Below are 26,998 nucleotides of genomic sequence, written 5' to 3'. Positions count from 1 at the left end.
TGAAGTTCAAATATGAGCAGCAGATCCCATAATCAATATTCTTTACCCTTATCCATGCCAGTCATGACGTCAGTGGGGGCATTTTTATTACGCCTTCAGACAATGCTTACCCTGCTTATAATTGCCTTTATATCTTTGCCATCGACTTTTGCATCTGGAATCAATATTGATGTGCCGACCCGCACTGAGGTATTAAGCCAACTGGATACACTATCAAAACAAAAAATATTGTCGCCAGCGGAAAAGCTATCACAGCAGGATCTAACTAAAACGTTGGAATACCTTGATACCATTGAGCGTACCAAGCAAGAGGCCAGTCAACTTAAACAACAACTGGCACAAGCTCCCGCAAAATTACGGCAGGCGACAGAGGGGCTGGATGCGCTTAAGAATAGTACCGCTGACACGCTGACTCGGGAGTCATTGGCGAATTATTCGCTGCGCCAATTGGAATCACGTCTAAATGAAACGCTGGATGATTTACAATCAGCTCAGGAAGACCTCTCCGCTTATAATAGCCAGTTAATTGCCCTGCAAACTCAGCCCGAACGGGTGCAGAGTGCGATGTATAACGCATCAATGCGTTTAATGCAGATTCGCAATCAACTCAATGGATTAGCGCCAAATCAAGAGGTTCTGCGTCCAACCCAGCAGCAAGAGTTATTGACTGAGCAGGTGATGTTAAATGCGCAGCTGGATTTGCAACGTAAAAATCTGGAAGCTAACACCACCTTACAGGATTTACTGCAAAAACAACGGGATTACACTACCGCTCACATAAACCAACTGGAGCGCTACGTACAGCTACTGCAAGAGGTGGTCAGCGGCAAACGATTAATCCTATCAGAAAAAACAGCCAAAGAAGCGCAAGCACCTAATGATGCAACTGATATTCAAAATGATCCGTTAGTTAGCCGAGAACTGACGATTAACAAAGAATTAAGTCAGCGCCTGATTAATGCCACGAAAGAAGGCAACACCCTGGTACAACAGAATATTAGAGTTAAAAACTGGCTGGACCGCGCGCTGCAATCGGAACGTAACTTAAAAGAACAAATTACCGTATTACGCGGTAGCTTGTTGCTTTCGCGTATCTTGTATCAACAGCAGCTCAATTTACCGGCTGCTGGTTTGATAACCAATATGGGACCACGTATTGCTGACTTGCGCTTGGAGCAATTTGAAATAAATCAGCAACGTGACCAGCTATTCCAGGGGGATGACTATATCCAAACCCTGATGAATGACAGTAAAGAGAAGATCAGTCCTGATGTAGAAGACGCGCTGGGGCAAATTGTTGATATCCGCCGTGAGCTACTGGATCAGTTGAATAAACAGTTGGGTAACCAACTGACATTGGCTATCAATCTGCAAATTAACCAACAGCAGTTGCTCAGCGTCAATGAATCACTGCAACATACTCTGACACAGCAGATTTTTTGGGTCAGTAGCAATAAACCGATGGACTGGTCTTGGCTAAAAGCCTTACCGGGCGCACTTAAATCTGAACTGAGCAATTTTCACTTTACCCTGTCACCGGGTGATGTGTTAGCGGGGTTGATCAAATCAGTGGTGTTCTTGCTACCCATGTTGATTGTGGTGGGGGTGATCCGATCACGCTATAACATCATTAATAAACATTTGGATAGACTGGCGGCTGACGTCGGGCAACTCAAGCACGACAGCCAAATGCATACGCCAAATGCCATTATGCTCACTTTACTGAAAGTCTTGCCTGGGGCCTTAATTATCCTAGGTTTTGGCTATTGGTGTCTGCGTTCAGACTTTAATCTTAGTGACTTCCTCTGGAGCTTATTCCAACGTTTGGCGCTGTTCTGGCTAATATTTGATCTGACCTATCGTATGCTCTCGCCAGGGGGAATTACCGAGCGACACTTTATGATTGCGGCTGACCGATGCGCGCATTATCGCCGCCAAATGGTGCGATTAGGGGGGGCATTGTTGCCGGTGATATTCTGGTCGGAATTGGGAGAGAAAAGTCCACTTCGATTGGTCGATGATGTCATCGGGCAAATTGTTATTGTTATTGCATTGGCACTGCTGGCCCTGTTTGTCTATCCATTCTGCCGCGATAGTTGGCGTGAAAAAGATTCCCATGCGGTGCGGTTGGTGATTGTGACTGCGGTTGCTGTAACCCCCATCATATTGATTGGCTTAATGATGGCAGGATATTTTTATACGACACTGCAACTGGCTGGTCGCTGGATTGATAGCCTGTACTTATTGTTCCTGTGGAATATCGTTTACCTGACGGCAATTCGAGGTTTAGGGGTTGCCGCGCGGCGTTTGGCCTATCGTAGGGCAATTGCCCGGCGGCAAAGTTTGGTGAAAGAGGGGGCTGAAGGTGGTGAGCCGGTTGAAGAGCCGCCATTAGCCTTGGACCAAATTAACCAACAGTCATTACGCCTGACAACGATGGCGCTCTTCCTGATTTTTGCCACTTGTTTCTATTGGATTTGGGCGGACCTGATAACGGTTATTTCCTATCTGGATAGTATCTCTTTGTGGCATTACACCTCAACAGTCGCTGGTGCTAGCGTCGCGCAGGCTGTGACCTTGGGGAATATGCTGGTGGCTTTGATGGCATTGGTGGTGGCCTATGTTCTGACTCGTAACTTGCCGGGCTTACTTGAGGTTGTGGTATTGTCGCGCCTGCAACTGCGCCAAGGCACTTCTTATGCCATCACCACCATTCTGACTTATCTCATCACGGCGGTCGGTGGGATAACCGCGTTAAGTTCGCTCGGTGTTTCGTGGGATAAATTGCAATGGTTAGTGGCGGCACTGTCTGTTGGTTTGGGGTTTGGCTTGCAGGAAATCTTTGCCAACTTTGTATCCGGTTTGATTATTCTGTTTGAGCGGCCCGTTCGTATCGGCGATACCATTACCATTGGTACTTTTTCGGGGAATGTCAGCAAGATACGCATCCGTGCGACGACAATTACCGATTTTGACCGTAAAGAAGTCATTATTCCGAACAAAGCATTTGTTACCGAGCGCCTGATCAACTGGTCACTGTCAGATACCATTACGCGCATCATCATTAAAGTGGGTGTCGCCTATGGTTCTGATCTGGCGAAAGTAAAAGATGTACTGTTACAAGCCGCCCATGAGAACCCACGAGTTATGGTTGATCCTGAACCACAAGTCTTCTTCCTAAACTTCGGTTCCAGCACTCTTGATCATGAGTTACGCCTGTATGTTCGTGAATTGAGAGATCGCAGCTATACGGTGGATGAATTGAACAGGGCTATTGATAAGTTATGTCGTGATAATGACATTAATATCGCCTTTAACCAGTTGGAAGTGTATCTGCACAAACCAGATGGTACCGAGGTTCAGGAAGTCAGTCGCCCGCTTGATAAACAAGGCTTACCGGCTGAGCAATCGGAATTGGGAGATACTAAGCCTGACTTACCGGATATCAATAAGCCGCTTGCTTAAGGCATTAGGCTGTATAGGCAGTAGTGCGCCATTACTGATGGAGTCTCTACAGGTCGGGTCATATACCTGCATCACTAAGGCGACACGTTAGTGTATCGCCTTGGCTAAATAGCAGAAGTGATATCTTCAATCTGAGTTTTGACGGCGGAGCTTACGCTGATAATCAAGTTGCACGATCGCTAACGCCGCCAGTGCTGTCTCGGGCGCTATCTCATTGCATTCCAGCAGATAGATAAGATCTACTGCCAGTTGCAGTTCTGGTGGAGCTTTTTCAACTGACATAATCTGACCAACATTTGATTTGCAGTTAATCGGGAAGTCGGGTGTGAATATCGTACCAGGGTTCCACCTGACCTGATTCAACCTATATACCCACTAGATTTCAACATGCTGGAAAGCGGTAAGCGAGGTAATCCCGATTAACTGACACCAGTCAGTAATTCGGGTGAACGCAAGCCGTCAACATCTGCATTTGAAAGAGGGCGGGCATAAACATTATAGAGAACTATTTGCTGTCGGAATCTCAATGATTCAAAAAATGTGACAAATATTCAAAAACCGTTCTCTTTTTTCTCAATACTGCGTTCTATTCTTATCAACGCCTGCCGGCAGCGCATTAGGCGCCCCTCGAGTGCCGCTAGCTCTTTCTGTATTTTCTGCTGCTCAGATAACAAACTTTGCTTACCAAGTTGGCTCTCTCTATCCTGAATCATGGCCAATATTCGCCGTTCATAATCTTGATGTTCAGCCAGCTTATGGTAAGGGTCCAATTTATTATCCCGAGGTTCAGGATTGGATTTTCTTAATTTTTGTGTAGCCAATTCTCTTTGCAATGCAGAAATCTGGGCAACCAGTTTTTCAGCGAGAAAAGCAACCTGTTGTGTGCGATTATCAGCAACCACCTGCTTTAGTTGGGCCATATTTTTACGTATTTCCTGAAGATAATCGCGGAAACGGTTGCCATGATTACCAAACAGGTTTAGATCAAAACGGGCTTGCTGAGAGGGGGTGTTTGCCTGAGGGCCAACTTGCGCTGACAGCGCTTCAATTTGGCTTTCAAGCACCTGCAATAATTTTTCCGTACTCATGGCGCTTCTCCTTGGCATTTCCCGCCAGCTTGCCTTCGAATGGCGGCAGATACAAGCTTGGAGGAGGGTAAATAAAATAGATACCGATGTCTTGTGCAAATAATGGCAAGAATATCTATTGATGATGTTCAACGCATGGGTTAATGATAACGCTTCATTAAAGTGATGATAAAGGGAGCTTATGTCTCGTTGGTTTTTGATAACCTTGGGTTGGCTGGCGGTGATATTGGCAACGTTAGGTGTCGTGCTTCCTCTGTTACCCACCACACCGTTTTTGCTGTTGGCCGCTTGGTGTTTTGCACGATCCTCCCCGCGATTTCATCACTGGTTGCTCTACCGTTCATGGTTTGGTAGCTATATACGTACCTGGCAACAACATCGAGCATTGCCTGTGGGCACTAAATGGAAGGCAATACTGGTTACCATACTTACATTTGCTGTTTCACTTTGGTTGGTGAAAATCTGGTGGGTGAGAGGCATATTACTTATTATGTTAATCCTACTGTTGACCTTTATGTGGCGAATGCCAGTTATTGACCTATCGCAACAAAAACGGCGCTGAGCAATTCACACTAGTTGCATTTTAGTGCCAGTTTGCATAGATTTGAGCGTTTTCGTGCGCGGGGTAATCCCTCGTTGCATCCTTAATGTTAAGGATGCAGTGACTTTAACTATCGGAGTATTATCGATAGTGAGACTAAGTTACTCAGCCGATGCCATTTAACATCGACTGGCCGCGCTTAAGTATGTACAGCAGTTTTATCAGGCACAAATTATGACCGCTACTGCACCTAATACAGCACAACAGCTTCAATATATTAAAGACAGTATCAAAACCATCCCCGATTATCCAAAAGCGGGAATACTGTTTCGTGATGTGACCAGCTTGCTAGAAGATCCATTAGCCTATGCCGCTAGCATCGAATTGCTGGTAGAGCGCTATCTGGGTAAAGGCGTGACTAAAGTAGTGGGTACTGAAGCTCGCGGCTTTCTGTTTGGTGCTCCGGTCGCCCTGTCGCTGGGTGTCGGTTTTGTTCCAGTGCGTAAACCCGGTAAATTGCCGCGGGAAACTATCAGCGAAAGCTATGAGTTGGAGTATGGCACGGACAAACTTGAGATCCACACCGATAGCATTAAACCGGGCGATAATGTCTTAGTGATTGACGATTTGCTGGCTACCGGCGGCACAATCGAGGCAACGGTTAAGCTCATCCGTCGGCTGGGTGGCGTCGTGACTGACGCTGCATTTGTGATTGATTTGCCTGAATTGGGTGGCGAAGCGCGCCTGACTCAGCAAGGGATCACTTGCTATAGTTTGGTCTCGTTCAGCGGGCATTGATTTTATCCCCAAAGAATGTGGAGTTGCAGGTAGGCTGCAAGTGAATACATCCCGATAAACTTACCCAGGTAGCTTATTTGGGTGAATGAAAGCTGCCAACAGCACTCTGGACTGAAAGATGGTAGGCATAATAATCTGGTGGTCATCAACGGTGACTGTCAGATTATTCGATGAATGTTGGGAAAATATTATCAATGCAAACTGCCATTCACTTATTAGAGTGGCAGCGAATAAATACGTGAAGACTCGCCCCATGGGTGATAACCCAATCCAGTAAAAGTAAAACCATACTTTTCGTAGAACCCGATATGGTCAGTACATAAATGTAGTGTATCAAAACCTAATTGTTTGGTTTCTTTAGCAATATGCTTGATCAGTAATTCACCATAAGCATACCCTCGGTGTTGCTCTTCAATATAAAGCGCACATAACCAAGGGTACAGATCCATACGGCTAATAAAATCATTGGTGATTAATCCAGCGCAACCAATAATTTCATTATTCATTTCCATCAAATACCATTGAGGTAAAGGATTTTTAGCTGCAATACAAAGACTGATGCAATCCTGATAAAGCATTTTAGTCTCTTCCGTGGCCCACTTATTCTGAAAATAGCGGATAGATTGATCTTTATACTCAGGGTGACTTCTCACCGAGATGATTCTTATCATTATTATTTTCCTAACGCACTAATTATACTCACTATTTTTGGTAAAGATCCCAGCGATTACCGTAAATATCTTCGAATACAACCACCATGCCATATTCCTCTTTGCGAGGTTCTTCGCAGAATGTCACTCCTTTTGATTTCATCAACTCATAATCACGCCAGAAGTTATCTGTCTCAAGAAAAAGGAATACTCGACCACCACATTGATTACCAATAAACGCAGTTTGATGGTCATTGGATGCCCGAGCTAGCAATAAACGACACTCACTGTCTTCTGTCGGCGAAACCGACACCCAACGTTTCCCTGGTTGTGCCTCATCTTCTCGCAGAAAAAAACCTAACTTTTCGGTATAAAATTCAATCGCTTTATCGTAATCATCAACGACGATAGCAATATAGCCCATCCCTCTTTTTTTACTTGTCATAAATCCGTCCATTGTTAATTGACCCAAACTGGGTGCCGCTGATTATTAACTATAACTTCTTGATAGCCTAGGCATCGGCACCGATTGAATACCATGCAAAATCCAGCAGTCAGGGAAGCACCTTACACTCTGCTAATCTCCGTTACCTGTCAGAGCAAATTTCCGATCGTACTAAGGCCGGTATTTCGGAATAGATTGCCAGCATAACATCCAGATTGTGGAATAAAAATGAACAGGCCACCGTTGTAAAATTCATTGCTGGCAATATCGATTCTTTCAACATGGGGGAGAGTCCGAAAGGAAATAAGAACGGGTTTATTACGGCATCGCAGGGTACAAAGAATCGACAACTCTACTTCCACAAAGTAAATTTGTGGGAATGACGATGGGCGTACTGGTACACTAAGATTCAACCTGTAGCTATTCGGGTTAATGTGTTCAAAAACAAACCACTTAATATATGTAGGTTAAATAGTGGTTTTTTTACTGGTGATTAAATTATTCTTTATAAATCAATGATGAAGTATTAATGAGCTATCAGGTCCTTGCCCGTAAGTGGCGCCCCCAAACGTTCGCAGACGTCGTTGGTCAGGAGCATGTCCTGACGGCGCTGGCTAATGGCCTTTCATTAGGGCGAATTCATCACGCCTATCTATTCTCCGGCACCCGTGGCGTTGGCAAGACGTCGATTGCACGGCTATTAGCCAAAGGTCTTAACTGCGAAACCGGCATTACAGCGACGCCTTGCGGTACCTGTGCTAACTGCCTGGAGATCGAGCAAGGCCGTTTTGTTGACCTGATCGAGATAGATGCCGCCTCGCGCACGAAGGTAGAAGATACCCGAGAACTGCTGGATAACGTTCAATATGCTCCAGCCCGTGGCCGCTTCAAAGTGTACTTAATTGATGAAGTGCATATGCTGTCGCGCCACAGTTTCAATGCGCTACTAAAAACACTTGAAGAGCCGCCAGCCCATGTGAAATTCTTGCTGGCGACTACGGACCCTCAGAAACTGCCGGTGACCATCCTTTCCCGCTGTTTGCAATTCCATCTCAAAGTGATTGATGTTGAGGTTATCCGTGGGCAGCTTGAAAAAATATTATTGGCAGAGCAAATCAGTAGTGATGCGCGTGCATTGCAATTATTGGCACGGGCGGCCGATGGCAGTATGCGAGATGCGCTTAGTCTGACAGATCAGGCCGTTGCGATGGGCGATGGGCATGTGACGACAGCTACAGTCAGTCAAATGCTGGGAACGCTGGATGACGAGCAACCCTTGGCGATTATCGAGGCGCTGGTCAGTGCCGATGGTGCGCGGGTGATGGCTCAGGTAGAACAAGCGGCATCACGTGGTGTCGATTGGGAAAACTTATTGGTCGAAACCCTAAGTTTGCTGCACCGCATTGCGATGGTGCAACTGCTGCCATCAATGTTGGATAATCACTATGCGACGGTTGAGCCTCGGTTACGCGAACTGGCCCGCACATTGCCACCTGCTGATATTCAGTTATATTATCAAATTCTGTTAGTGGGCCGCAAAGAGCTGGCTTATGCGCCGGATCGCCGCATGGGGGTTGAAATGACCTTATTGCGAGCGTTAGCTTTTCATCCTAAAGCGATAATTGCCGAACCGCAGAGTGTATCTGTCAGTGCGCCAGCAGCGATTGGGGGTAACAATGCACCGCAGCACTCCCCAAATACGCAACAGCCCGCATCTACTCACTCAGGGCCACCGCAAGATGCACCACCGCTAGGGCTTGCCGCTGAAGTGAGTACTCAGCTCCCAGATTCTACTGCGCAGCTCCTTCAGGCACGGACCCAGTTGTTGCGACAATCCGGGACAACCACACCAAAAAAGAATGAGCCGGCAGCGCCAGGAAAAGCGCGGCCGGCAACCTCGGCACTGGAGCGTCTAGCTTCGGTGACTGAGCGCAGCCAGCAGCGTCTGGCCGCTAAATCAACCGAAGAAAAGAAACCGGCGAAGAAAGAAGCTTATCGCTGGACCGCGCAGAATCAGTCTGAGGTCGTAGCTGAGCCAGTTACCACGCCTAAGGCGTTGCGCACTGCGTTAGAGCATGAAAAAACACCGGAGCTTTCTGCCAAATTGGCTGAAGACGCCATGGTGCGGGATCCTTGGGCGGCAGAGATAGATAAGCTACATGTTCCGAAATTGGTACAGCAGCTTGCGTTGAATGCATTTAAAGAAGAAATAGAACCGGGTAATATTTGCCTTCACCTGCGTTCTAGCCAGCGGCATTTAAATTCGCCCTCGGCACAAAAGGCGCTGGCTGATGCATTGAGTGAATTACACGGTAATGCTGTCACACTTAGCGTTATCGAAGATGACAACCCGGCGGAGCGTACTCCGCTGGAATGGCGGCAGGCCATTTATGAAGAAAAGCTGGCACAAGCACGCCAGTCGATTATTGCGGATAATAATATTCAGACACTGCGTCGTTTCTTCGATGCAGAATTGGATGAAGAGAGTATCCGGCCGGTTTAACCGCTGCGGTAAGTGCATGGTGTACTGACGCGGCCCCTTGCTATGAGAGATGACTATGTTTGGTAAAGGCGGTATTGGCAATTTAATGAAACAAGCCCAGCAGATGCAGGAAAAAATGCAGCAGATGCAGGAAGAAGTCGCCAAATTGGAAGTTACCGGTGAATCTGGCGCGGGCTTGGTAAAAGTAACCATCAATGGGGCGCATAACTGCCGCCGGGTTGAAATTGACCCAAGCCTATTGGTTGAAGAAGATAAAGAAATGCTGGAAGATTTGATTGCTGCGGCATTGAACGATGCAGCGCGTCGTATCGATGAAACGCAAAAAGAGAAAATGGCTTCGGTCTCCAGTGGTATGCAATTACCACCAGGCTTTAAGATGCCGTTCTGATGCAAACCAGTCCACTCCTTGAGTCATTAATGGAGGCGTTGCGCTGCCTGCCGGGCGTTGGCCCGAAATCAGCGCAACGTATGGCATTCCAACTGCTACAGCGTGATCGTAGTGGTGGAATGCGGCTGGCGCAGTCATTGACCCGTGCGATGTCCGAAATCGGTCACTGTGCTGATTGCCGTACATTTACCGAGCAAGACCGTTGCACTATCTGCTCCAACCCACGCCGGCAGCAGAATGGCCAACTCTGTGTGGTCGAAAGCCCGGCAGATATCCATGCTATTGAACAAACCGGCCAGTTTGGTGGGCGTTACTTTGTGTTGATGGGGCATTTATCTCCCATGGATGGCATTGGCCCTGGCGATATTGGTTTGGATTTGCTGGAAAAACGGCTTGAAACTGAAACTATCACTGAAGTCATTTTGGCAACTAATCCGACCGTAGAAGGGGATGCCACTGCCAACTATATCGGCCAGATGTGTGGTCAGTATGGCGTATTAGCCAGCCGTATCGCTCATGGCGTACCAGTAGGCGGCGAACTGGAAATGGTTGATGGTACGACATTATCGCACTCACTGGCTGGGCGTAATCCTATTAAGTATTGATCCCATTATTTATTGTGGGCGACAGTCTTGTTATTGATTATCTTACGAATAAATTCGTTAGGGATAATAAGTCAATCGCCCTCGATTCTCTATTTTTTTCTATCCTCATACTTGAAACTTTCACCTATTGGCCCCATCTGATACTCATTGTTCGATTTTATGTACCTGTCGGTAATTTGGATTGAGGTAATTAATGAGTATGAAAGGTCAAGAAACCCGTGGATTCCAGTCTGAAGTAAAACAACTCCTCCATTTGATGATTCACTCGCTTTATTCCAATAAAGAAATTTTCTTGCGCGAGTTGATCTCTAATGCCTCTGATGCGGCAGACAAACTGCGTTTCCGCGCGCTGTCTAATCCTGAATTATTTGAGGGCGACGGTGAGCTGAGAGTGCGTTTATCTTTTGATAAAGAAAAGCGTACTTTGACTCTAAGTGATAACGGCATCGGTATGAGCCGTGACGAAGTTATTGATAATCTTGGTACCATCGCGAAGTCAGGGACCAAAGCATTCCTTGAGTCTATTGGTTCAGATCAAGCCAAAGATAGCCAATTAATCGGCCAGTTTGGTGTCGGTTTCTACTCCGCATTTATTGTGGCAGATAAAGTCACCGTCCGTACCCGTGCAGCCGGTGCGCCTGCTGATGCTGGCGTATTCTGGGAATCGGCAGGCGAGGGTGACTACACCATCGCGGATATCACCAAAGAAGAGCGTGGTACAGAGATAACCCTGCATCTGCGTGAAGGTGAAGACGAGTATTTGGATGATTGGCGCTTGCGCTCAGTCATCAGTAAATATTCAGACCATATTGCTTTGCCAGTTGAAATTCAAAGCAAAAATGAAGAAGACGGCACGGTCACCTGGGAGAAAATCAATAAAGCTCAGGCATTATGGACGCGCGGCAAAGCAGAGATTACTGACGACGAATATAAAGCATTCTATAAACATATCGCGCATGATTTCACCGACCCGATGAGTTGGAGCCATAACCGCGTCGAAGGTAAGCAGGAGTATACCAGCTTGCTGTATATCCCAGCTCAGGCCCCGTGGGATATGTGGAATCGCGACCATAAGCATGGTTTGAAACTTTACGTGCAGCGCGTGTTCATTATGGATGATGCTGAGCAGTTCATGCCGAATTACCTGCGTTTTGTTCGTGGTTTAATAGATTCTAATGATCTACCGCTGAACGTCTCGCGTGAGATTCTGCAAGACAGCCGCATTACTCAGAATCTACGTAGTGCGCTGACTAAACGTGTGCTGCAAATGCTGGAAAAACTGGCTAAAGATGATGCTGAGAAATATCAGCAGTTCTGGCAGCAGTTCGGTATGGCGCTTAAGGAAGGCCCAGCGGAAGACGGTAGCAATAAAGAAACTATTGCCAAGTTACTACGCTTTGCTTCAACCCATACCGACAGCTCAGCGCAGACAGTGTCTTTGGAAGATTATGTCAGCCGTATGACTGAAGGGCAGGAGAAGATTTATTACATCACTGCTGACAGCTATGCTGCGGCGAAGAACAGCCCTCATCTGGAACTGTTCCGCAAAAAAGGCATTGAAGTATTGCTGTTATCTGATCGCATTGATGAATGGATGATGAGCTACCTGACCGAGTTTGACGGTAAAGTTTTCCAGTCAGTCAGCAAAGCAGATGACTCACTGAATAAGCTGGCAGATGAAGAGCGTCCAGATCAGCAAGAGGCCGATAAAGCGCTGGAGCCATTCGTTGAGCGGGTTAAAACCCTGCTGGGCGAACGCGTGAAAGATGTCCGCCTGACGCATCGTTTGACGGATACGCCAGCGATAGTGACGACTGATGCCGATGAAATGAGTACGCAGATGGCGAAATTGTTTGCTGCTGCGGGCCAACAGGCACCAGAAGTGAAGTATATCTTTGAATTAAATCCTGAACATAGCTTGGTTAAACGCGCTGCTGATGTGACTGACGATGCTCAGTTTGCTGAATGGGTAGAGTTATTACTGGATCAATCGCTGTTAGCTGAACGGGGAACATTAGATGATCCTAACCAGTTTATCCGCAGAATGAATCAGTTATTAACGGCTTAATTGAGTAATAGAGCGCCTCAGATAGATGTGTTATCTGAGGCGTTTTTTTATTTATTTTCAATGGGTTGTTTTTTTATTTCTCCTGGATGTCATTGATTCTCTCCTGCTAACCGGCCTCGCGCGCCTTGAGCCAACCCCCCTGAAAATGGTATGGTTGCTTGTTTTCCGCAATTTCGATTTTTTTAAGAGCTTATCCCCGTTGGCGTCATTGTTGCAGCCAGTTTGAACATGGACAGCGCGGAAGAGCCGGAGCGTACACATCGTACGTGAGGATTCTGAGCACTGCCTTGGTTCAAAATGGCAAATAAAATAGCCCTAATGGGATAGGCTCTAAGTAAAAACACATAGAAAAACTACATAGCAAGGGGATTTACGCAATGCGTATCATTCTGCTGGGCGCTCCGGGCGCTGGTAAGGGTACTCAGGCTCAATTCATCATGGAGAAATACGGTATTCCGCAAATCTCTACTGGTGATATGTTGCGCGCCGCTGTAAAAGCAGGTTCTGAGTTAGGTCTGAAAGCGAAAGAAATAATGGATGCCGGCAAACTGGTTACTGATGAGCTGGTTATCGCATTGGTTAAAGAGCGTATCACCCAGGACGATTGCCGTGATGGTTTCCTGTTAGACGGGTTCCCACGTACTATTCCTCAGGCTGATGCCATGAAAGAAGCCGGTATCAAGGTTGATTATGTGCTGGAGTTTGCTGTACCAGACGAGTTGATTGTTGAACGCATCGTCGGGCGTCGAGTACATGCTGCTTCAGGCCGTGTTTACCACATTAAATTCAACCCACCTAAAGTTGAAGATAAAGATGATGTGACAGGTGATGAACTTACTATTCGTAAAGACGATCAGGAAGCCACTGTTCGCAAACGTCTGATCGAATATCATCAACAAACTGCACCACTCGTTTCTTACTATCGTAAAGAAGCGGATGCAGGCAATACGCAATATTTTAAGCTGGACGGAACCCGTAAAGTAGCAGAAGTCAGTGCAGAACTGGCGACTATTCTCGGTTAATTCTGGATGGTAAGATAGCTAAGGCGGCCTAAGGTCGCCTTTCTCGTTTTACGGATCTCGTTGAAGACTTATTCGTAAGCTCGAATAATAAGCGTAATATCCCCCACAAGGATTTTGCATCATGCAAAGTAAGCTCGGCGTATTAATGGTCAACTTGGGGACACCGGACGCCCCAACACCGCAAGCAGTAAAACGCTATCTGACTGAGTTCCTGAGTGACCGCCGGGTGGTTGATACTTCCCCGTGGCTGTGGTGGCCTCTGTTACGCGGTGTCATTTTGCCTATTCGATCTCCCCGCGTGGCTAAATTATACCAATCAGTCTGGATGGACGAAGGGTCACCGTTATTGGTCTATAGTCGGCGGCAACGGAAAGCATTGGCGGCACGTATGCCAGAGATCCCGGTTGAGTTAGGTATGAGTTATGGCTCACCAAATCTGCCAGATGCTATCGATAAGTTATTAGCCCAAGGTGTGACTAAGCTGGTGGTTTTGCCGCTTTATCCGCAATATTCCTGTTCGACCAGTGCCGCTGTGTGGGACGCTGTTGCCCGTATTCTGAAAGGATATCGTCGGTTACCATCGGTTTCTTTTATCCGTGATTATGCCGAACATCCCACCTATATTTCGGCATTACAGCAAAGTGTTGAACGTGCTTTTGCGCAGCATGGCAAACCTGACAGACTAATACTTTCCTTCCATGGTATTCCTAAGCGCTATGCTCAACTGGGGGATGATTATCCACAACGTTGTGAAGATACTAGCCGCGCGTTACGTGGCAAATTGGTGTTGCCAGCCGAAAATATCATGATGACATATCAGTCTCGCTTTGGTCGTGAACCTTGGTTGACGCCTTATACCGACGAGACATTAAAAAGTCTCCCCGCCCAAGGTATTAAGCATATTCAGCTGATCTGCCCTGGTTTCTCTGCTGATTGTCTTGAAACACTGGAGGAGATCAAGGAGCAGAACCGGGAGATTTTCATGCACGCCGGTGGCGAGAAATTTGAATATATTCCTGCGTTGAACGACGATGAGGGGCATATAGACCTTTTAGAACAGTTGATAAAACAAGAAATTGCTCAACTATCTCTTAATTCGTAATTTTTATGTATCGATTGGTATATTAATGATATGTGATTACATATTTACCTACTCCTTTCTCTTGTAATGCCTGTTTAGATGTATGAGAATTAGGCTTTTATAAACAACAGGTATGTAAGTATGTGACTTAACTGTTTGTTTTTATTTGATTTTTAAGTTGAGCAAAAGACTGAAGTTTTAGAGTAGTGCATTGGTAGCTGTTAAGCCAAGGGCGGTAGCGTGATTTTATTTTTCACGATTTGAATTTATATATTTTTGAGAGATATACTCTGTATTATGAGAGATAAAAATAATTGAGTATCTTTAGCAATCATGAACAATATAGTCTAATCCAATAACTGGAAATGAAAATGTCAGTTTTACGAAGAAATATATTTTCTTTACTTCTATTACAAGGCAGCAACTATATTATTCCACTCCTTACATTGCCATATTTAACTCGAGTTTTGGGCGTGGAAGGTTTCGGTATCTATAGCCTTACTCTTTCTTTAGCACAGTATTTTGTTATTTTAATAGATTTTGGATTTAATTTATCGGCCTCGAAGAAAATTGCTGAACATCAAGATAATCCAGAATATATATCTAAAGTTTTTTTTGAAACACTTTATTCCAAATCAATATTATGCGTCATTTCAATTCTTATAATTATTTTACTTACGATTACAAGTACGCATGCTGTTATCCAAAGTGAGTTGATTTATACTGTATTAATGTTAATTGGTACCACGTTAATGCCTGCGTGGTTTTTCCAAGGCATAGAAAAACTATCTGTTGTGACAAATTTAATGATAGTAGCAAAGCTATCAATGCTACCTTTATTTTTTATTTTTGTTCACAGTGATGCGGATATAAAATATGCAGTAATAATTCAATCGTCAATGAATTTATTGGCTGGTATCATAGCAATAATATATATATATCGGAAAAAACTTGTAAGAGTAGTTAACTTCTCTAGTCTAAAGATAGCGCATACATTAAAAGATTCTTTCCCGATATTTTTTGCAACATTATCTATTAGTCTTTATACCATGAGTACAACAATTATAATTGGTATATTCAGTAATGTTTATGAAGTCAGTATATTTACGGCAGCTGATAGAGTTAAAGGGGCTATTTTAGGTGTATTTTTAGTTCTAGGAAATGCATTTTACCCCAGAATAAATTCGTTATTGGTTAATAAAAAAGAAGAGGCCTACTCTTTAATCAGAAAGATTTTCTATTGGCAGGGTGGCTTGTGCATTGCTATAACAATTTGTGTCATAGTTTTCTCTAAATTGATTACTAAAATAATGTTTGGCTCTGAATATTCGGAGGTATCAACACTTTTAATTTTATTTTCTCCTGTTTATATTCTGGTTATACAATCGACTGTACTAGCTAACTACATTTTATTACCTCATGGGTATAAGAAATCTTATACGATTTTACCAATGATTTCGGCAGTAATTCATATCCCTCTTTGTGCATATCTTGCCTCTAAATATGGAGCTTGGGGCGGTATTATTTCAATTATTACTATTGAGGCTTTATCATTTATATGTTTGATTATGATTCTTAAGAGAAAAAATCTCTTATTTGAAATACTTTCGAGAAACAAACATGGATAATAAAAAAATACTTTCGTTGATTATACCTGTCTATAATGCTGGTAAGTATCTTGAGTCATGCCTAATTTCTGTATTTTCACAATGGGATAACATGCTTGAAGTTATCATTATCAATGATGGTTCAACTGATAACTCTGCTGATATAATCAGTAAATATAGTAAAATATATGACTTTAAATATTTGTCACAAGATAATTCAGGTGTATCCGTAGTGCGAAATAAAGGTGTAGAGATCGCCACAGGAGATTATATAGTCTTTGTCGATGCTGATGATATCTGGTGCGATAAAATATATTCTAGTATCAAAAAAATAATTATAAAAAATGCACCTGATTGTATATTATTTAACTACATTGAATTAACTGAAGGTAAAGAAAATAAATTCGATTTAATAAATAAGAATGAATTCACTAAAAGTAATCTAGAATCAGTTAAGATTGGTATAGCCAATAGTGAAATGTTTTATCTCTGGCGGTGTGTTTTTAATAAAAATATCTTTGACAATATAATTTTTGATGTTGGACGTAGATTTGAAGATCAATTGATTTTTCCTATTTTAATTAGTAAATGTGAATCCATCTATGAAAGTAAGGATTACATTGTTAAATATAGACAAAATCCAGATAGTATTACTAAAAACCTGAATGTTTCAGATCTTGATGATAGCGAGGTCGGGCTGTTAAGATTTAAAGATCAGTATATAAAATATCATAGTAGATATTGGACTGCGATTATCGCAAGTGTATTTGTATCTCATATATCTAAATGTGCCAGAATATACCATATTGATAAAAAAACAGCACTGAGGAGTTATAGGAAATCTTTCGAAATAATATCATTAAGGCCAATTATTTCTTCAGGTAACATAAAGTCTATTTTATATTATATATTTAGCGATATAATGTTTTATCGATTGGTTTCGGCTGTTAAAAATGAGGTGAAAAAATAGTATGGTTACTGTTACTATATTTACTCCTACTTTTAATAGAGCTAAAGTGCTAAAGCGCTGCTATCTTTCCATATTAGAGCAAAATAGAAATGATATTGAGTGGTTAATAATTGATGATGGTTCGATAGATAACACAATGGATGTTGTAAATAATTTTCAAAATGAAAATAGAATAAAAATAAGGTATATCTATCAAGATAATAGTGGGAAGCAAGCTGCTTGGAATAAGGCGGTAGAGAATGCGAGTGGTGAGTATTTTATCGGGTTGGATTCCGATGATGCTCTTATTAGTGGTTCAATAAGCAAATTACTTTCAATAACAAAAGTACTGGATGATAAAGACATTATTGGTATAAGAGCTTTGTCTGTTAGCTCAGAAACAATGAAACCTAATAATTATTACTTATCCAATGAAGATAAGAAAAGCTCATGGTTAGATGAGTTTCGTTCAGGTATCCGTGGTGAGAGAATTGATTTGTTTAAAACAGAGTACTTACAAAAATATTATTATCCAGTTAAGCCAGGAATTAATTTTATTCCTGAAATTTGGTTTTATAGTACGATATCTAAAGAGTATTCATTTTTTTATAGTTCAATTCCAGTTCGCATCTTTTTTGATGATGAGAAAACGAACCGGCTCAGTCAGTCCTCAATAAAAAAGCATGCAATAGGCCATTATATCTCGCGTAAGGCATTACTGGGTAATACTCCAAAGGTTGTATGGTTATATAGGCCATTGGATTTTATAAAAACTATCATACGTATTAATCAGGCTATCGCTATGTTGGATGAGAAGTATGTAATTGAAGAAAAAAATTCACTCTTACTTAAAATTGTTACACTGCCTGGTGTAATAATTCGTAAAATTAAGTCACAACAAGGGATTTCATGAAAGTAATTGCTTTCTTTGGTGGCGATATTAGTCTCACCGGTGGTACTGAGAGAGTCAGTTTAGCTCTTGCTAACTATCTGGTTAAAGATGGCTATCGGGTTATTATTATCAGTTTAAGTGGTAATGCTTCGCCTTTTTTTCATGCAGATGAAAGAATAAAAATCGTATCACTTTTTGATAAAAAAAAACGCTTCTCACTTGCTTATTTGTCTGTCGTTTTTAGATTACGCCGTATCTTAATAGATGAATCAATCGATGTTTTGATTGATGTTGATACAATGTTAGCATTATTTAGTACTACAGCTTTATTAGGAACCAAAAAAAAACATATCTCGTGGGAACATTTTAATTATAAAAATGATCTAAATATAAAGTCACGAAAACTAGCCAGGAAAGTAGCAGCCAAATATGCTGACGCAGTAGTCACGTTAACAGAAAAAGATCGCCAGTATTGGCTAGAAGAAAATAAATATCCAGAAAGAATAATATCGATACCTAATCCATTACCCTTTGATGTAAAAGATAAACTAATTAAAAAAAACTCAAAAAATGTTTTGGCTCTAGGACGATTTACTTACCAGAAGGGTTTTGATCTCTTAATCGATATTTGGGCTAAAGTACAAGAGGAAAATCGTGACTGGAAACTTATAATCGCAGGTGATGGTGAGAATAAGCAATTTTTATTAGATAAAATAAAGAGATTAAATCTTAAGAATATAGAGTTACTACCCACCACTCCTTATGTGAGAGAGTTATATAATCAGTCTAATATCTATGTAATGACTTCTCGGTTCGAAGGATTCCCTATGGTTTTGCTTGAAGCTAAAGCAAGTGGACTACCGATAATAGCTTATGATTGCGATACTGGCCCTTCAGAACTCATCACTGACTATGAGGATGGATTTATTATACCCTTTGATGATAGTGATAAATTCGTAAAACAACTTCTTATACTGATTAATAATGAAGAATTAAGAGAAACCATGTCAATTAAATCATTAGAGAATGCAGAACAGTATAGAATAGAGTCTACGATCGGAAATAAATGGAAAAACCTGATCGAAATGTTAATGAGTGAAAATAGAGTTTAGAATTTAACTCCAATTGGATAAGAAGATACCAGTGAATTTATTATACATTATTACAGGGTTAGGTATGGGGGGGGCTGAAAAACAGACGCTCTTGCTCGCGAATAAGATGCTTTCGGCTGGACATAATGTCATGATCATATCGCTGACAGGTGAGACGGTAGTAAGGCCTGAACAGGGTATCCACCTGAGAGAGTTAAATTTAGATAAGAGCATTTTTAATCTATGTAATGGATTCTTCAAAGCTAGACAAATAATAAAGAAATTTAAACCTGATGTCATTCATAGTCATATGTTTCATGCCAACATATTCTCCCGGATACTTCGACTATTCACCAAAATTCCAGTTTTAATATGTACTGCGCATAATACTAATGAAGGTAGTACGCTGAGAATGTTAGCGTATAGATATACTGACCGTCTCGCTTCGCTATCCACTAATGTTAGCCAGGATGCTGTTGATTCTTTTGTTAGCAAACGGGCTTCTACTGCCAATAGAATGATTGTGGTAACAAATGGAATTGATACCTCTCAATTTGATTTTTCGGTAAGTGATAGACAGACGAAAAGAGCTGAGTTAGCTATATCAGATGAGACACCAATGCTATTGAGTGTTGGAAGGTTAATGGAAGCAAAAGATTATCCAAACTTACTGAATGCATACTCTTTACTTCTCAAAAATTATAGCTATAAAAGTATTCCACGACTATTCATTGTGGGAACGGGTCATCTTGATAGTTATCTTAAAAACATGGCCAGTGAACTTGCTATTGAGCAGTACGTTACCTTTCTTGGACGCAGGGATGACATCCAGCAACTAATGTGTGCTACCGATATTTTCGTGTTGTCTTCCGAATGGGAAGGGTTTCCGCTGGTTATTACTGAAGCGATGGCATGTAAAAAGTTAATTGTTGCTACAGACTCTGGTGGTATTAAGGAGGCTTTAGGTGAATGTGGCGCTGTTGTCCCAGTTAAAGATCCTGACGCTTTGTCTAATGCTATATATAAAATGATAAATTTATCTGATGACGATAAAGTATCGTTAGGCGAAAAAGTTAGAGCGCGTATCGTAAAAACAAATTCTATTGATAAAATAGTTGACCACTGGATATCTATATATACTTCTTGCAGAAAATAAGAGTTTAATTTATTTTTTTGTAAGGAAACTAAAAAATATCAGTGTTTATTGTTTTAATTATCACGTCTATGCGGTTTTTCTGGGGGGGTATATGCCAACTGTAATGTTATTACTACTTTTTTTTCTGATTGTGTCATTTGTACTAACGTATTTATTACGAATTTACGCCTTTAAAAATAATATTATTGATACTCCTAACTCACGTAGTTCACATGTAATTCCAACGCCAAGAGGTGGTGGTGTTGCTATTGTTATAAGTTTTTTAATCGGCTTAGCGATTTTTTATTTTCAAGGTTATTTAACGACTCTTACGACAGTCGGGTTAATTGTCTCTGGTGGGGTAATTGCTATAGTCGGATTTTGGGATGACCACGGGCATATTGCTGCTCGTTGGCGTCTCATGGCACATTTTTCTTCAGCAGCATTTTTATTGTTTTGTCTAGGCGGTTTCCCGCCATTAACTATTTTTGGGACAATAATCTATTTGGGTATTGTCGGTAACATTTTGGGCCTGCTATTTTTGGTATGGATGCTTAATCTCTATAATTTCATGGATGGTATTGATGGTTTGGCGAGTGCTCAAGCCGTAATGGTCAGTCTCGGTGCGATCGTGATCTATATAATTAGTGGTGATAAAGTTGGCTTAGATAACTATCTGGTTCTTTGGTTGCTGGCGGTGACTGTCTTAGGGTTTTTATTATGGAATTTCCCTCCTGCAAAGATATTTATGGGAGACGCAGGTAGTGGTTTTCTGGGATTAATCATAGGCTCTCTAGCGATAAGTGCCGGTTGGATAGAATCAAAATTTTTCTTCTGTTGGTTGATCCTGTTGGGTCTATTTATTGTCGATGCAACATGGACTCTCATTCGTAGAATTTTGGGTGGTTTTAAAGTTTATGAAGCTCATCGAAGTCATGGTTACCAGATTGCATCCAGAAGATTTAAAAGACATTTACCAGTTACATTATCTGCTATCGTTATAAATATTGTTTGGTTATTCCCTATTGCATTGCTCGTCGGACTAAATACCATTAATCCAATGGTTGCTTTGATTATTGCCTATGCTCCAATTATATATTTGGATTATAAGCTTGATGCGGGTGTGAAAAACAATTAAGTCAGTTACGTTTTATTTTAATTCTGACTAAATTTTCTTAAATAGTCATTGGTTTGAATTGCGCTTTCTGGCTTGGGATTAGGTATTATATGTTTCTCGTATTTCTATTATCTTTACCAAGAACTGTTAAAAGAATTATTATGTTGTTATTAGATGCTACTCTCATCGGGTTAGCATATTGGGGCGCTTTTTGGGTTCGCCTGGATGTTGATAGTCCATTTAGCAGCACTGAACAATGGGCTGCATTGGCCGTAATTATACCGCCAACGCTTTTAGTCTTTATCCGACTCGGGTTGTACCGTACTGTACTTCGCTATGTCAGTGCGAAAATTGTCACTACCGTGTTCGTCGGTGTAATACTTTCTACGGGTTTACTTGTTTTTGGTTCCTACTTCTTAGGTGTCTACTTGCCAAGAACAGTATCAGTCATGTTCTTTGTATTCTCGTTAGTCCTTATTTGTGGTTCTCGGTTGTTCTTCCGCATGTTACTGAACTATGGTGTTAGAGGACAAATTCCTGTTGTTATTTATGGCGCAGGTGCTTCTGGTCGGCAATTGTTGCCTGCTTTAATGCAAGCTAGCGAATATTTTCCTATTGCGTTTGTTGATGATAATCCTAAGTTACACAAAGCAGTTATTCATGGATTTACTGTTTATCCTTCAGAGAAACTTGAGTATTTGATAGGTCGTTACGGTATTAAAAAAGTCTTACTTGCAATGCCAAGTGTTAGCCAAAGCCAGCGTAAAGCTGTGGTTGGTAAGCTAGAAAATCTTTCTTGTGAAGTCTTATCTATCCCTGGTATGTCGGACTTAGTTGAAGGCCGAGCACAAATCAGCAGTTTAAAGAAAGTCTCAATTGAGGAATTATTGGGGCGTGATCCAGTTGTACCTGATGAAAAGTTATTAGCCAAAAATATCACTGGCAAGGTCGTTATGGTAACCGGTGCTGGCGGTTCAATTGGCTCTGAATTGTGTCGCCAAATAATTATTGAAAAACCACAATTATTGGTTCTTTTTGATGTCTCTGAATTCTCTCTTTATTCTATTGAAAATGATATAGCGGCAATATGCAGGAACCATAAAATTGATTCGGAATTTGTCGCATTACTCGGTTCAGTTCAAAATGAAAGTAGACTAGTGCAAGTAATGACTAACTTTCAAGTGAATACTGTCTACCATGCTGCCGCTTATAAGCATGTTCCACTGGTTGAGAATAATGTTATTGAAGGTGTGAGAAATAACATATTTGGCACTCTATTTTGTGCAAAGGCAGCCATTAAGTCGGGAGTCGAAAAGTTTGTTTTGATATCGACTGATAAAGCGGTGCGGCCAACCAATACCATGGGGGCCACCAAGAGAATGGCTGAACTTGTATTGCAGGCATTATCTAATGAGCAATGTCATACAAAATTCTGCATGGTACGTTTTGGCAATGTTCTAGGTTCCTCAGGTTCTGTTGTTCCGCTATTTAAGAAACAAATCGCTGAAGGGGGGCCAATCACGCTCACCCATAAAGATATTATCCGCTACTTTATGACTATCCCCGAAGCGGCACAACTGGTTATTCAAGCTGGGGCAATGGGGCAAGGAGGCGATGTGTTTGTATTAGATATGGGAGATCCTGTTAAGATTATCGACTTGGCTAAGCGTATGGTCAACCTTTCTGGGCTTTCAGTTAAGAGTGATGAAAACCCTGATGGTGATATTGCGATAGATATTTCAGGTTTGCGCCCAGGTGAAAAATTATACGAAGAGCTATTGATTGGAGAGTCGGTACAAAATACCTATCATCCCCGAATTATGACTGCTACTGAGGTGATGCTTGAATGGGATAAACTAAATGTATTACTCAGTACAATTGAAAGTGCTTGTAATGACTTTGATTATGAATATATTCGCTCTTTATTATTAGAGGCTCCTGTTGGTTTTCAACCAACAGATGGTATTTGTGATTTGGCTTGGCAAAATAGCCATCACGAAAAAAATATGTCTATTAATATTAATTGATGGGTTAGGGTTGTTTATAAATAGATTGGTATTTTATAGTTTATGGAAACAATATGAAAAACATTGCATTCGTAATCACTAAATCAATAATTGGTGGTGCGCAAGGTTGGGTTTTAGAACAAGTCAAATTGCTTAAGGATGATTGTAATATAATATTGATAACCTCTGAATCAGGCTGGTTAACAGAAACTATAGTTTGCGATAAAATTATTATCATCCCTGAGATTAGAAAAATGGCCAGTATTAAAGCTATTTATTGTTTATATAAGGTGCTCAAGGATAATAAAATTGATGTAGTGGTTTCAAGTTCAGCTAATGCAGGTCTTTACAGTCGTCTGGCTCGTTTATTTTTACGTTTTCGCGGCGTGTATGTTTCACATGGCTGGTCATGTATATACAATGGCAATGTGTTAAAGTTTATATTTTGTTATGTTGAAAAACTGCTTTCAAATATTACTGATGTGATTTGGTGTGTGTCTCAAAGTGATGCTGATAAGGCGGTTAATATTATTGGTATTAAACCTGAAAAGATTACGGTCCAGCTTAATGCTATAACACCATTGATTGAACGTTCTGATCGACCGTGTAAAAATAAAATAATTTATGTATGTCGACTTGCTTATCCTAAACGACCTGACTTGATGTTGAAAGTTGCTGCCGTTAATCCTCATTTTAATCTCGATATGGTTGGAGATGGTGAGTATTATAAAGAACTTGAGAAAGAATATAGCAGTTATAAAAACATTCATTTCTATGGGGAAATTAAAGGATTTAACAGGTTTAATGACTATGATGTGTTTGTGCTAACATCTGAAAGTGAAGGTTTGCCAATGGCTGCGATTGAGGCGGTCAGTGCTAGTCTACCTATCATCATAAGTAATGTGGGGGGTTGTGCTGAAATAGTCGACCAAAATGGTATTCTGATAAATAACACGACAGAAAACCTAGAAAGTGCTCTCAATACCATATTTTCAAATTATGACTTCTTTTACAAATCTGCACAGATGCAAAAGAGTAAATTCGATATAAAGAATGTTAAAGATAAGAGCAGAGAGATAATATTTGGGCCGTAATATGAAACTCTAAATCATTACATTTTAAAGGTAGATTATGACTGTTTTAGTTACTGGTGGTGCAGGTTATATTGGCTCGCATACGGTATTAGTATTATTGGAGCAAGGGGAAGATATTGTTGTATTAGACAATTTATCTAACGCTTCTGCTGAGTCATTATTACGTGTTTCCGAAATTGCTGGCTGCTCGGCTACATTTTACCAAGGTGATGTATTAGACAAAAGTTGCCTAAGAAAAATATTCTTAGAGCACAGTATTGATTCTGTTATTCACTTTGCTGGCCTAAAGTCGGTAGGTGAGTCAGTGATTAAACCTATAGAATATTATCAAAATAACGTTACAGGTTCTATCACCCTACTTGAAGAAATGTTAATTGCAGGTGTAACGAAGCTGATATTCAGTTCATCAGCCACAGTATACGGTGATCCTGAGTTTATCCCACTGACCGAGGATGCGCGTATTGGAGGCACGACCAATCCATATGGTTCATCGAAAGTCATGGTTGAACAGATATTGAAGGATTTCTCTTTTGCTCACCCCGAGTTTGCGATAAGAGCATTGCGTTATTTTAATCCTGTTGGCGCCCATCCTTCAGGTTTGATTGGCGAGGATCCAAATGGAAAGCCAAACAATCTGTTGCCGTTTATTACTCAAGTTGCGGTTGGTAAACTGCCAAAATTAGCCGTATATGGTAATGACTATCCGACTAACGATGGGTCAGGCGTACGTGATTATATTCATGTTATGGATCTTGCTGATGGGCATGTTTGTGCACTTAATCGGCTGACTGCTGGGTACAAAGTTTATAACCTGGGGTCAGGTGTAGGATATTCAGTACTTCAGATGGTGAGTGAATTTGAACGCATTTCGGGCAAAAAAATCCCCTATGAAATAACGGCGCGTCGGGCTGGTGATATCGCGGAGTGCTGGGCAAGTACTGAACTCGCGCTCAAAGAATTAGATTGGAAAGCTAAGAGGAACCTAACGGAAATGATAAAGGATGCATGGAACTGGCAACAATCAAATCCTAATGGTTATGCCCGCTAAATTCATGCTTACATATGCTAAAATTCCTTATCTTCCCATTTCAATTTGTAACTCAAAACAATGAAATTTCCTGGTAAACGCAAATCTAAGCACTACTTTCCGGTGAATGCCCGTGACCCTTTATTGCAACCGGCGCAGACTGAAAATGAAGTGAGTACCTCTTATATCGTTGGCATTGACCAGACGTTGGTTGATATTGAAGCCAAGGTTGATGAGAGCTTTATTGCCCGTTATGGTCTGAGCCAAGGGCACTCTTTAGTGATTGAAGATGATATCGCTGAAAACCTTTATCAGGAACTAACTGCTAATGGGTTGATTACTCATGAGTTTGCTGGCGGTACCATTGGTAATACCTTACACAACTATTCTGTCCTTGCTGATGATCGTTCCATCCTGTTGGGCACCATGTGTAGCAATATTAAGATCGGTAGTTATGCCTATCGCTATCTGTGTAATACCTCAAGTCGCACTGACCTGAATTATTTGCAGGCAGTTGATGGTGCTATTGGCCGCTGCTTTACTTTGATTAGTGATAATGGTGAGCGGACTTTTGCTATCAGTCCCGGGCAAATGAATCAGCTACGTCCTGAAAGTATTCCTGAAGATGTGATTGCAGGTGCTTCTGCTCTGGTGCTGACTGCTTATCTGGTGCGTTGTAAGCCGGATGAGCCGATGCCTGCTGCCACAATGCAAGCCATCAGCTATGCGAAGAAGCATGATGTTCCGGTCGTGATGACCCTGGGGACTAAATATGTTATTGCAGATAATCCGCAGTGGTGGCGTGATTTTCTCAACGAGCATGTTTCTATATTAGCGATGAATGAAGATGAGGCTTATGAACTGACAGGCCTGAATGATCCGTTGATGGCTTCTAACATGGCATTGAATTGGGTGGATTTAGTGCTTTGTACTGCCGGCCCGAATGGGCTTTATATGGCAGGATATACCGAAGAGGCTAATAAGCGCCAAACACAGCATCCATTATTACCTGGCGCTATCGCAGAATTTAACTTGTATGAATTTAGCCGGGCAATGCGCCAAGCGCATTGTGATCATCCATTACGTATCTATTCTCACATTGCCCCTTATATGGGCGGGCCTGAGAAAATAATGAATACCAACGGGGCAGGGGATGGTGCATTATCCGCTGTGTTGCATGATATTGCGGCGAATGGCTATCATCGTAATAATGTTCCGAACTCTAGCAAACATGTGCGTAGTTACCTTAGCTACTCCTCCCTGGCACAAGTGTGTAAATACGCCAATCGGGTCAGTTATCAGGTATTAAACCAGCATTCGCCGCGTTTAACACGTGGCTTGCCTGAACGGGAAGATAGTTTAGAAGAGTCTTACTGGGAGCGGTAAGATACCCGTCATACTTTAAGTTGCAGGTGTGTTGGCTGCT

The 26,998-nt window shown here is 41.9% G+C and carries 23 protein-coding genes and 1 other annotated feature; of the genes, 19 read left to right on the top strand and 4 right to left on the bottom strand.

Annotated features, from left to right (window positions below; genetic code table 11):
• Positions 1-12: 12 nt before the first annotated feature.
• Positions 13-3,465, top strand: a complete 3,453-nt coding sequence (gene mscK / locus V1953_RS15810) for a mechanosensitive channel MscK (RefSeq protein WP_193784714.1) — start codon at positions 13-15, stop codon at positions 3,463-3,465.
• Positions 3,466-3,591: 126 nt separating this feature from the next.
• On the opposite strand, the gene rsmS is transcribed toward mscK, so the two are convergent.
• Together rsmS and priC are read right to left on the bottom strand one after the other, a co-directional pair.
• Positions 3,592-3,747, bottom strand: coding sequence for a pleiotropic regulatory protein RsmS (gene rsmS / locus V1953_RS15805; RefSeq protein ID WP_050086075.1), 156 nt, complete (start codon positions 3,745-3,747; stop codon positions 3,592-3,594).
• A gap of 269 nt (positions 3,748-4,016) precedes the next feature.
• Positions 4,017-4,553 carry a primosomal replication protein PriC gene (gene priC / locus V1953_RS15800; protein WP_420073245.1) on the bottom strand — a complete coding sequence of 179 codons (537 nt, stop codon included), beginning with the start codon at positions 4,551-4,553 and terminating at the stop codon, positions 4,017-4,019.
• A 181-nt stretch (positions 4,554-4,734) separates the two neighbouring features.
• On the opposite strand from priC, the gene V1953_RS15795 reads away from it, so the two are divergent.
• Complete coding sequence (locus V1953_RS15795) at positions 4,735-5,115, top strand: DUF454 family protein (protein ID WP_083159971.1); 381 nt, start codon at positions 4,735-4,737, stop codon at positions 5,113-5,115.
• 213 nt (positions 5,116-5,328) lie between these two features.
• Positions 5,329-5,892, top strand: a complete 564-nt coding sequence (gene apt, locus V1953_RS15790) for an adenine phosphoribosyltransferase (RefSeq protein WP_083159969.1) — start codon at positions 5,329-5,331, stop codon at positions 5,890-5,892.
• 215 nt (positions 5,893-6,107) lie between these two features.
• Here the strand turns inward: apt and V1953_RS15785 are convergent, their stop codons facing one another.
• On the bottom strand, positions 6,108-6,563 hold the full coding sequence (locus tag V1953_RS15785) for a GNAT family N-acetyltransferase (RefSeq protein ID WP_372568774.1): 456 nt from the start codon (positions 6,561-6,563) through the stop codon (positions 6,108-6,110).
• Positions 6,564-6,594: 31 nt separating this feature from the next.
• Positions 6,595-6,987, bottom strand: a complete 393-nt coding sequence (locus V1953_RS15780; RefSeq protein ID WP_372558216.1) for a VOC family protein — start codon at positions 6,985-6,987, stop codon at positions 6,595-6,597.
• 529 nt (positions 6,988-7,516) lie between these two features.
• On the opposite strand from V1953_RS15780, the gene dnaX reads away from it, so the two are divergent.
• The 16 genes from dnaX to V1953_RS15700 all read left to right on the top strand — a co-directional run bounded on the left by dnaX (position 7,517) and on the right by V1953_RS15700 (position 26,958).
• Positions 7,517-9,490 (top strand): DNA polymerase III subunit gamma/tau, encoded by a 1,974-nt coding sequence (gene dnaX / locus V1953_RS15775; protein ID WP_442851115.1) that lies wholly within the window; start codon positions 7,517-7,519, stop codon positions 9,488-9,490.
• Positions 8,821-8,884, top strand: a sequence feature (DnaX frameshifting element). It overlaps the preceding gene by 64 nt.
• Before the next feature lie 55 nt (positions 9,491-9,545).
• Positions 9,546-9,878: a YbaB/EbfC family nucleoid-associated protein gene (locus V1953_RS15770; protein ID WP_019081276.1), complete on the top strand. Its 333-nt coding sequence runs from the start codon at positions 9,546-9,548 to the stop codon at positions 9,876-9,878.
• Entirely contained in the window at positions 9,878-10,483 is a 606-nt protein-coding gene (gene recR / locus V1953_RS15765; protein ID WP_083159961.1) for a recombination mediator RecR, read from the top strand. The genes V1953_RS15770 and recR overlap by 1 nt, the downstream gene beginning before the upstream one ends.
• 199 nt (positions 10,484-10,682) lie before the next feature.
• Positions 10,683-12,551: a molecular chaperone HtpG gene (gene htpG / locus V1953_RS15760; protein WP_372559842.1), complete on the top strand. Its 1,869-nt coding sequence runs from the start codon at positions 10,683-10,685 to the stop codon at positions 12,549-12,551.
• A gap of 377 nt (positions 12,552-12,928) precedes the next feature.
• A complete protein-coding gene (gene adk / locus V1953_RS15755) occupies positions 12,929-13,573 on the top strand; it encodes an adenylate kinase (protein WP_083159957.1) in 645 nt (214 codons plus the stop codon).
• Positions 13,574-13,691: 118 nt separating this feature from the next.
• Complete coding sequence (gene hemH, locus V1953_RS15750; RefSeq protein WP_083159955.1) at positions 13,692-14,675, top strand: ferrochelatase; 984 nt, start codon at positions 13,692-13,694, stop codon at positions 14,673-14,675.
• A 350-nt stretch (positions 14,676-15,025) separates the two neighbouring features.
• Entirely contained in the window at positions 15,026-16,282 is a 1,257-nt protein-coding gene (locus tag V1953_RS15745) for a flippase (protein ID WP_372568775.1), read from the top strand.
• Positions 16,275-17,231 carry a glycosyltransferase gene (locus V1953_RS15740; RefSeq protein ID WP_372568776.1) on the top strand — a complete coding sequence of 319 codons (957 nt, stop codon included), beginning with the start codon at positions 16,275-16,277 and terminating at the stop codon, positions 17,229-17,231. The genes V1953_RS15745 and V1953_RS15740 overlap by 8 nt, the downstream gene beginning before the upstream one ends.
• 1 nt (position 17,232) lies before the next feature.
• On the top strand, positions 17,233-18,123 hold the full coding sequence (locus V1953_RS15735; protein WP_442851114.1) for a glycosyltransferase family A protein: 891 nt from the start codon (positions 17,233-17,235) through the stop codon (positions 18,121-18,123).
• Positions 18,120-19,214, top strand: coding sequence for a glycosyltransferase family 4 protein (locus V1953_RS15730; protein ID WP_442851113.1), 1,095 nt, complete (start codon positions 18,120-18,122; stop codon positions 19,212-19,214). The genes V1953_RS15735 and V1953_RS15730 overlap by 4 nt, the downstream gene beginning before the upstream one ends.
• A 31-nt stretch (positions 19,215-19,245) precedes the next feature.
• Positions 19,246-20,349 carry a glycosyltransferase gene (locus tag V1953_RS15725; RefSeq protein WP_442851112.1) on the top strand — a complete coding sequence of 368 codons (1,104 nt, stop codon included), beginning with the start codon at positions 19,246-19,248 and terminating at the stop codon, positions 20,347-20,349.
• 91 nt (positions 20,350-20,440) lie between these two features.
• A complete protein-coding gene (locus V1953_RS15720) occupies positions 20,441-21,466 on the top strand; it encodes an MraY family glycosyltransferase (RefSeq protein ID WP_442821163.1) in 1,026 nt (341 codons plus the stop codon).
• A gap of 140 nt (positions 21,467-21,606) precedes the next feature.
• Complete coding sequence (locus tag V1953_RS15715) at positions 21,607-23,472, top strand: polysaccharide biosynthesis protein (protein ID WP_442848067.1); 1,866 nt, start codon at positions 21,607-21,609, stop codon at positions 23,470-23,472.
• A gap of 53 nt (positions 23,473-23,525) precedes the next feature.
• Positions 23,526-24,545: a glycosyltransferase gene (locus V1953_RS15710; protein ID WP_442851111.1), complete on the top strand. Its 1,020-nt coding sequence runs from the start codon at positions 23,526-23,528 to the stop codon at positions 24,543-24,545.
• Positions 24,546-24,582: 37 nt separating this feature from the next.
• On the top strand, positions 24,583-25,593 hold the full coding sequence (gene galE, locus V1953_RS15705; protein WP_083159937.1) for a UDP-glucose 4-epimerase GalE: 1,011 nt from the start codon (positions 24,583-24,585) through the stop codon (positions 25,591-25,593).
• Positions 25,594-25,653: 60 nt separating this feature from the next.
• Positions 25,654-26,958 carry an inosine/guanosine kinase gene (locus V1953_RS15700; protein ID WP_083159935.1) on the top strand — a complete coding sequence of 435 codons (1,305 nt, stop codon included), beginning with the start codon at positions 25,654-25,656 and terminating at the stop codon, positions 26,956-26,958.
• The last annotated feature ends 40 nt before the right edge of the window (positions 26,959-26,998 follow it).

The sequence above is a fragment of the Yersinia sp. 2541 StPb PI genome, assembly GCF_052217145.1.
In the GTDB taxonomy this organism is placed as follows: Bacteria; Pseudomonadota; Gammaproteobacteria; order Enterobacterales; family Enterobacteriaceae; genus Yersinia; species Yersinia enterocolitica_E.
This window is presented reverse-complemented; position numbering and strand designations above follow the sequence as displayed.

Coding starts and splice junctions, on each gene's coding strand:
- V1953_RS15745 (WP_372568775.1), top strand. CDS start 15,026: ATGTCAGTTTTACGAAGAAATATATTTTCTTTACTTCTATTACAAGGC.
- dnaX (WP_442851115.1), top strand. CDS start 7,517: ATGAGCTATCAGGTCCTTGCCCGTAAGTGGCGCCCCCAAACGTTCGCA.
- V1953_RS15720 (WP_442821163.1), top strand. CDS start 20,441: ATGCCAACTGTAATGTTATTACTACTTTTTTTTCTGATTGTGTCATTT.
- priC (WP_420073245.1), bottom strand. CDS start 4,553: ATGAGTACGGAAAAATTATTGCAGGTGCTTGAAAGCCAAATTGAAGCG.
- recR (WP_083159961.1), top strand. CDS start 9,878: ATGCAAACCAGTCCACTCCTTGAGTCATTAATGGAGGCGTTGCGCTGC.
- V1953_RS15715 (WP_442848067.1), top strand. CDS start 21,607: ATGTTGTTATTAGATGCTACTCTCATCGGGTTAGCATATTGGGGCGCT.
- galE (WP_083159937.1), top strand. CDS start 24,583: ATGACTGTTTTAGTTACTGGTGGTGCAGGTTATATTGGCTCGCATACG.
- V1953_RS15785 (WP_372568774.1), bottom strand. CDS start 6,563: ATGATAAGAATCATCTCGGTGAGAAGTCACCCTGAGTATAAAGATCAA.
- V1953_RS15730 (WP_442851113.1), top strand. CDS start 18,120: ATGAAAGTAATTGCTTTCTTTGGTGGCGATATTAGTCTCACCGGTGGT.
- V1953_RS15740 (WP_372568776.1), top strand. CDS start 16,275: ATGGATAATAAAAAAATACTTTCGTTGATTATACCTGTCTATAATGCT.
- V1953_RS15770 (WP_019081276.1), top strand. CDS start 9,546: ATGTTTGGTAAAGGCGGTATTGGCAATTTAATGAAACAAGCCCAGCAG.
- mscK (WP_193784714.1), top strand. CDS start 13: ATGAGCAGCAGATCCCATAATCAATATTCTTTACCCTTATCCATGCCA.
- adk (WP_083159957.1), top strand. CDS start 12,929: ATGCGTATCATTCTGCTGGGCGCTCCGGGCGCTGGTAAGGGTACTCAG.
- rsmS (WP_050086075.1), bottom strand. CDS start 3,747: ATGTCAGTTGAAAAAGCTCCACCAGAACTGCAACTGGCAGTAGATCTT.
- apt (WP_083159969.1), top strand. CDS start 5,329: ATGACCGCTACTGCACCTAATACAGCACAACAGCTTCAATATATTAAA.
- V1953_RS15735 (WP_442851114.1), top strand. CDS start 17,233: ATGGTTACTGTTACTATATTTACTCCTACTTTTAATAGAGCTAAAGTG.
- V1953_RS15710 (WP_442851111.1), top strand. CDS start 23,526: ATGAAAAACATTGCATTCGTAATCACTAAATCAATAATTGGTGGTGCG.
- V1953_RS15780 (WP_372558216.1), bottom strand. CDS start 6,987: ATGACAAGTAAAAAAAGAGGGATGGGCTATATTGCTATCGTCGTTGAT.
- V1953_RS15700 (WP_083159935.1), top strand. CDS start 25,654: ATGAAATTTCCTGGTAAACGCAAATCTAAGCACTACTTTCCGGTGAAT.
- V1953_RS15795 (WP_083159971.1), top strand. CDS start 4,735: ATGTCTCGTTGGTTTTTGATAACCTTGGGTTGGCTGGCGGTGATATTG.
- htpG (WP_372559842.1), top strand. CDS start 10,683: ATGAAAGGTCAAGAAACCCGTGGATTCCAGTCTGAAGTAAAACAACTC.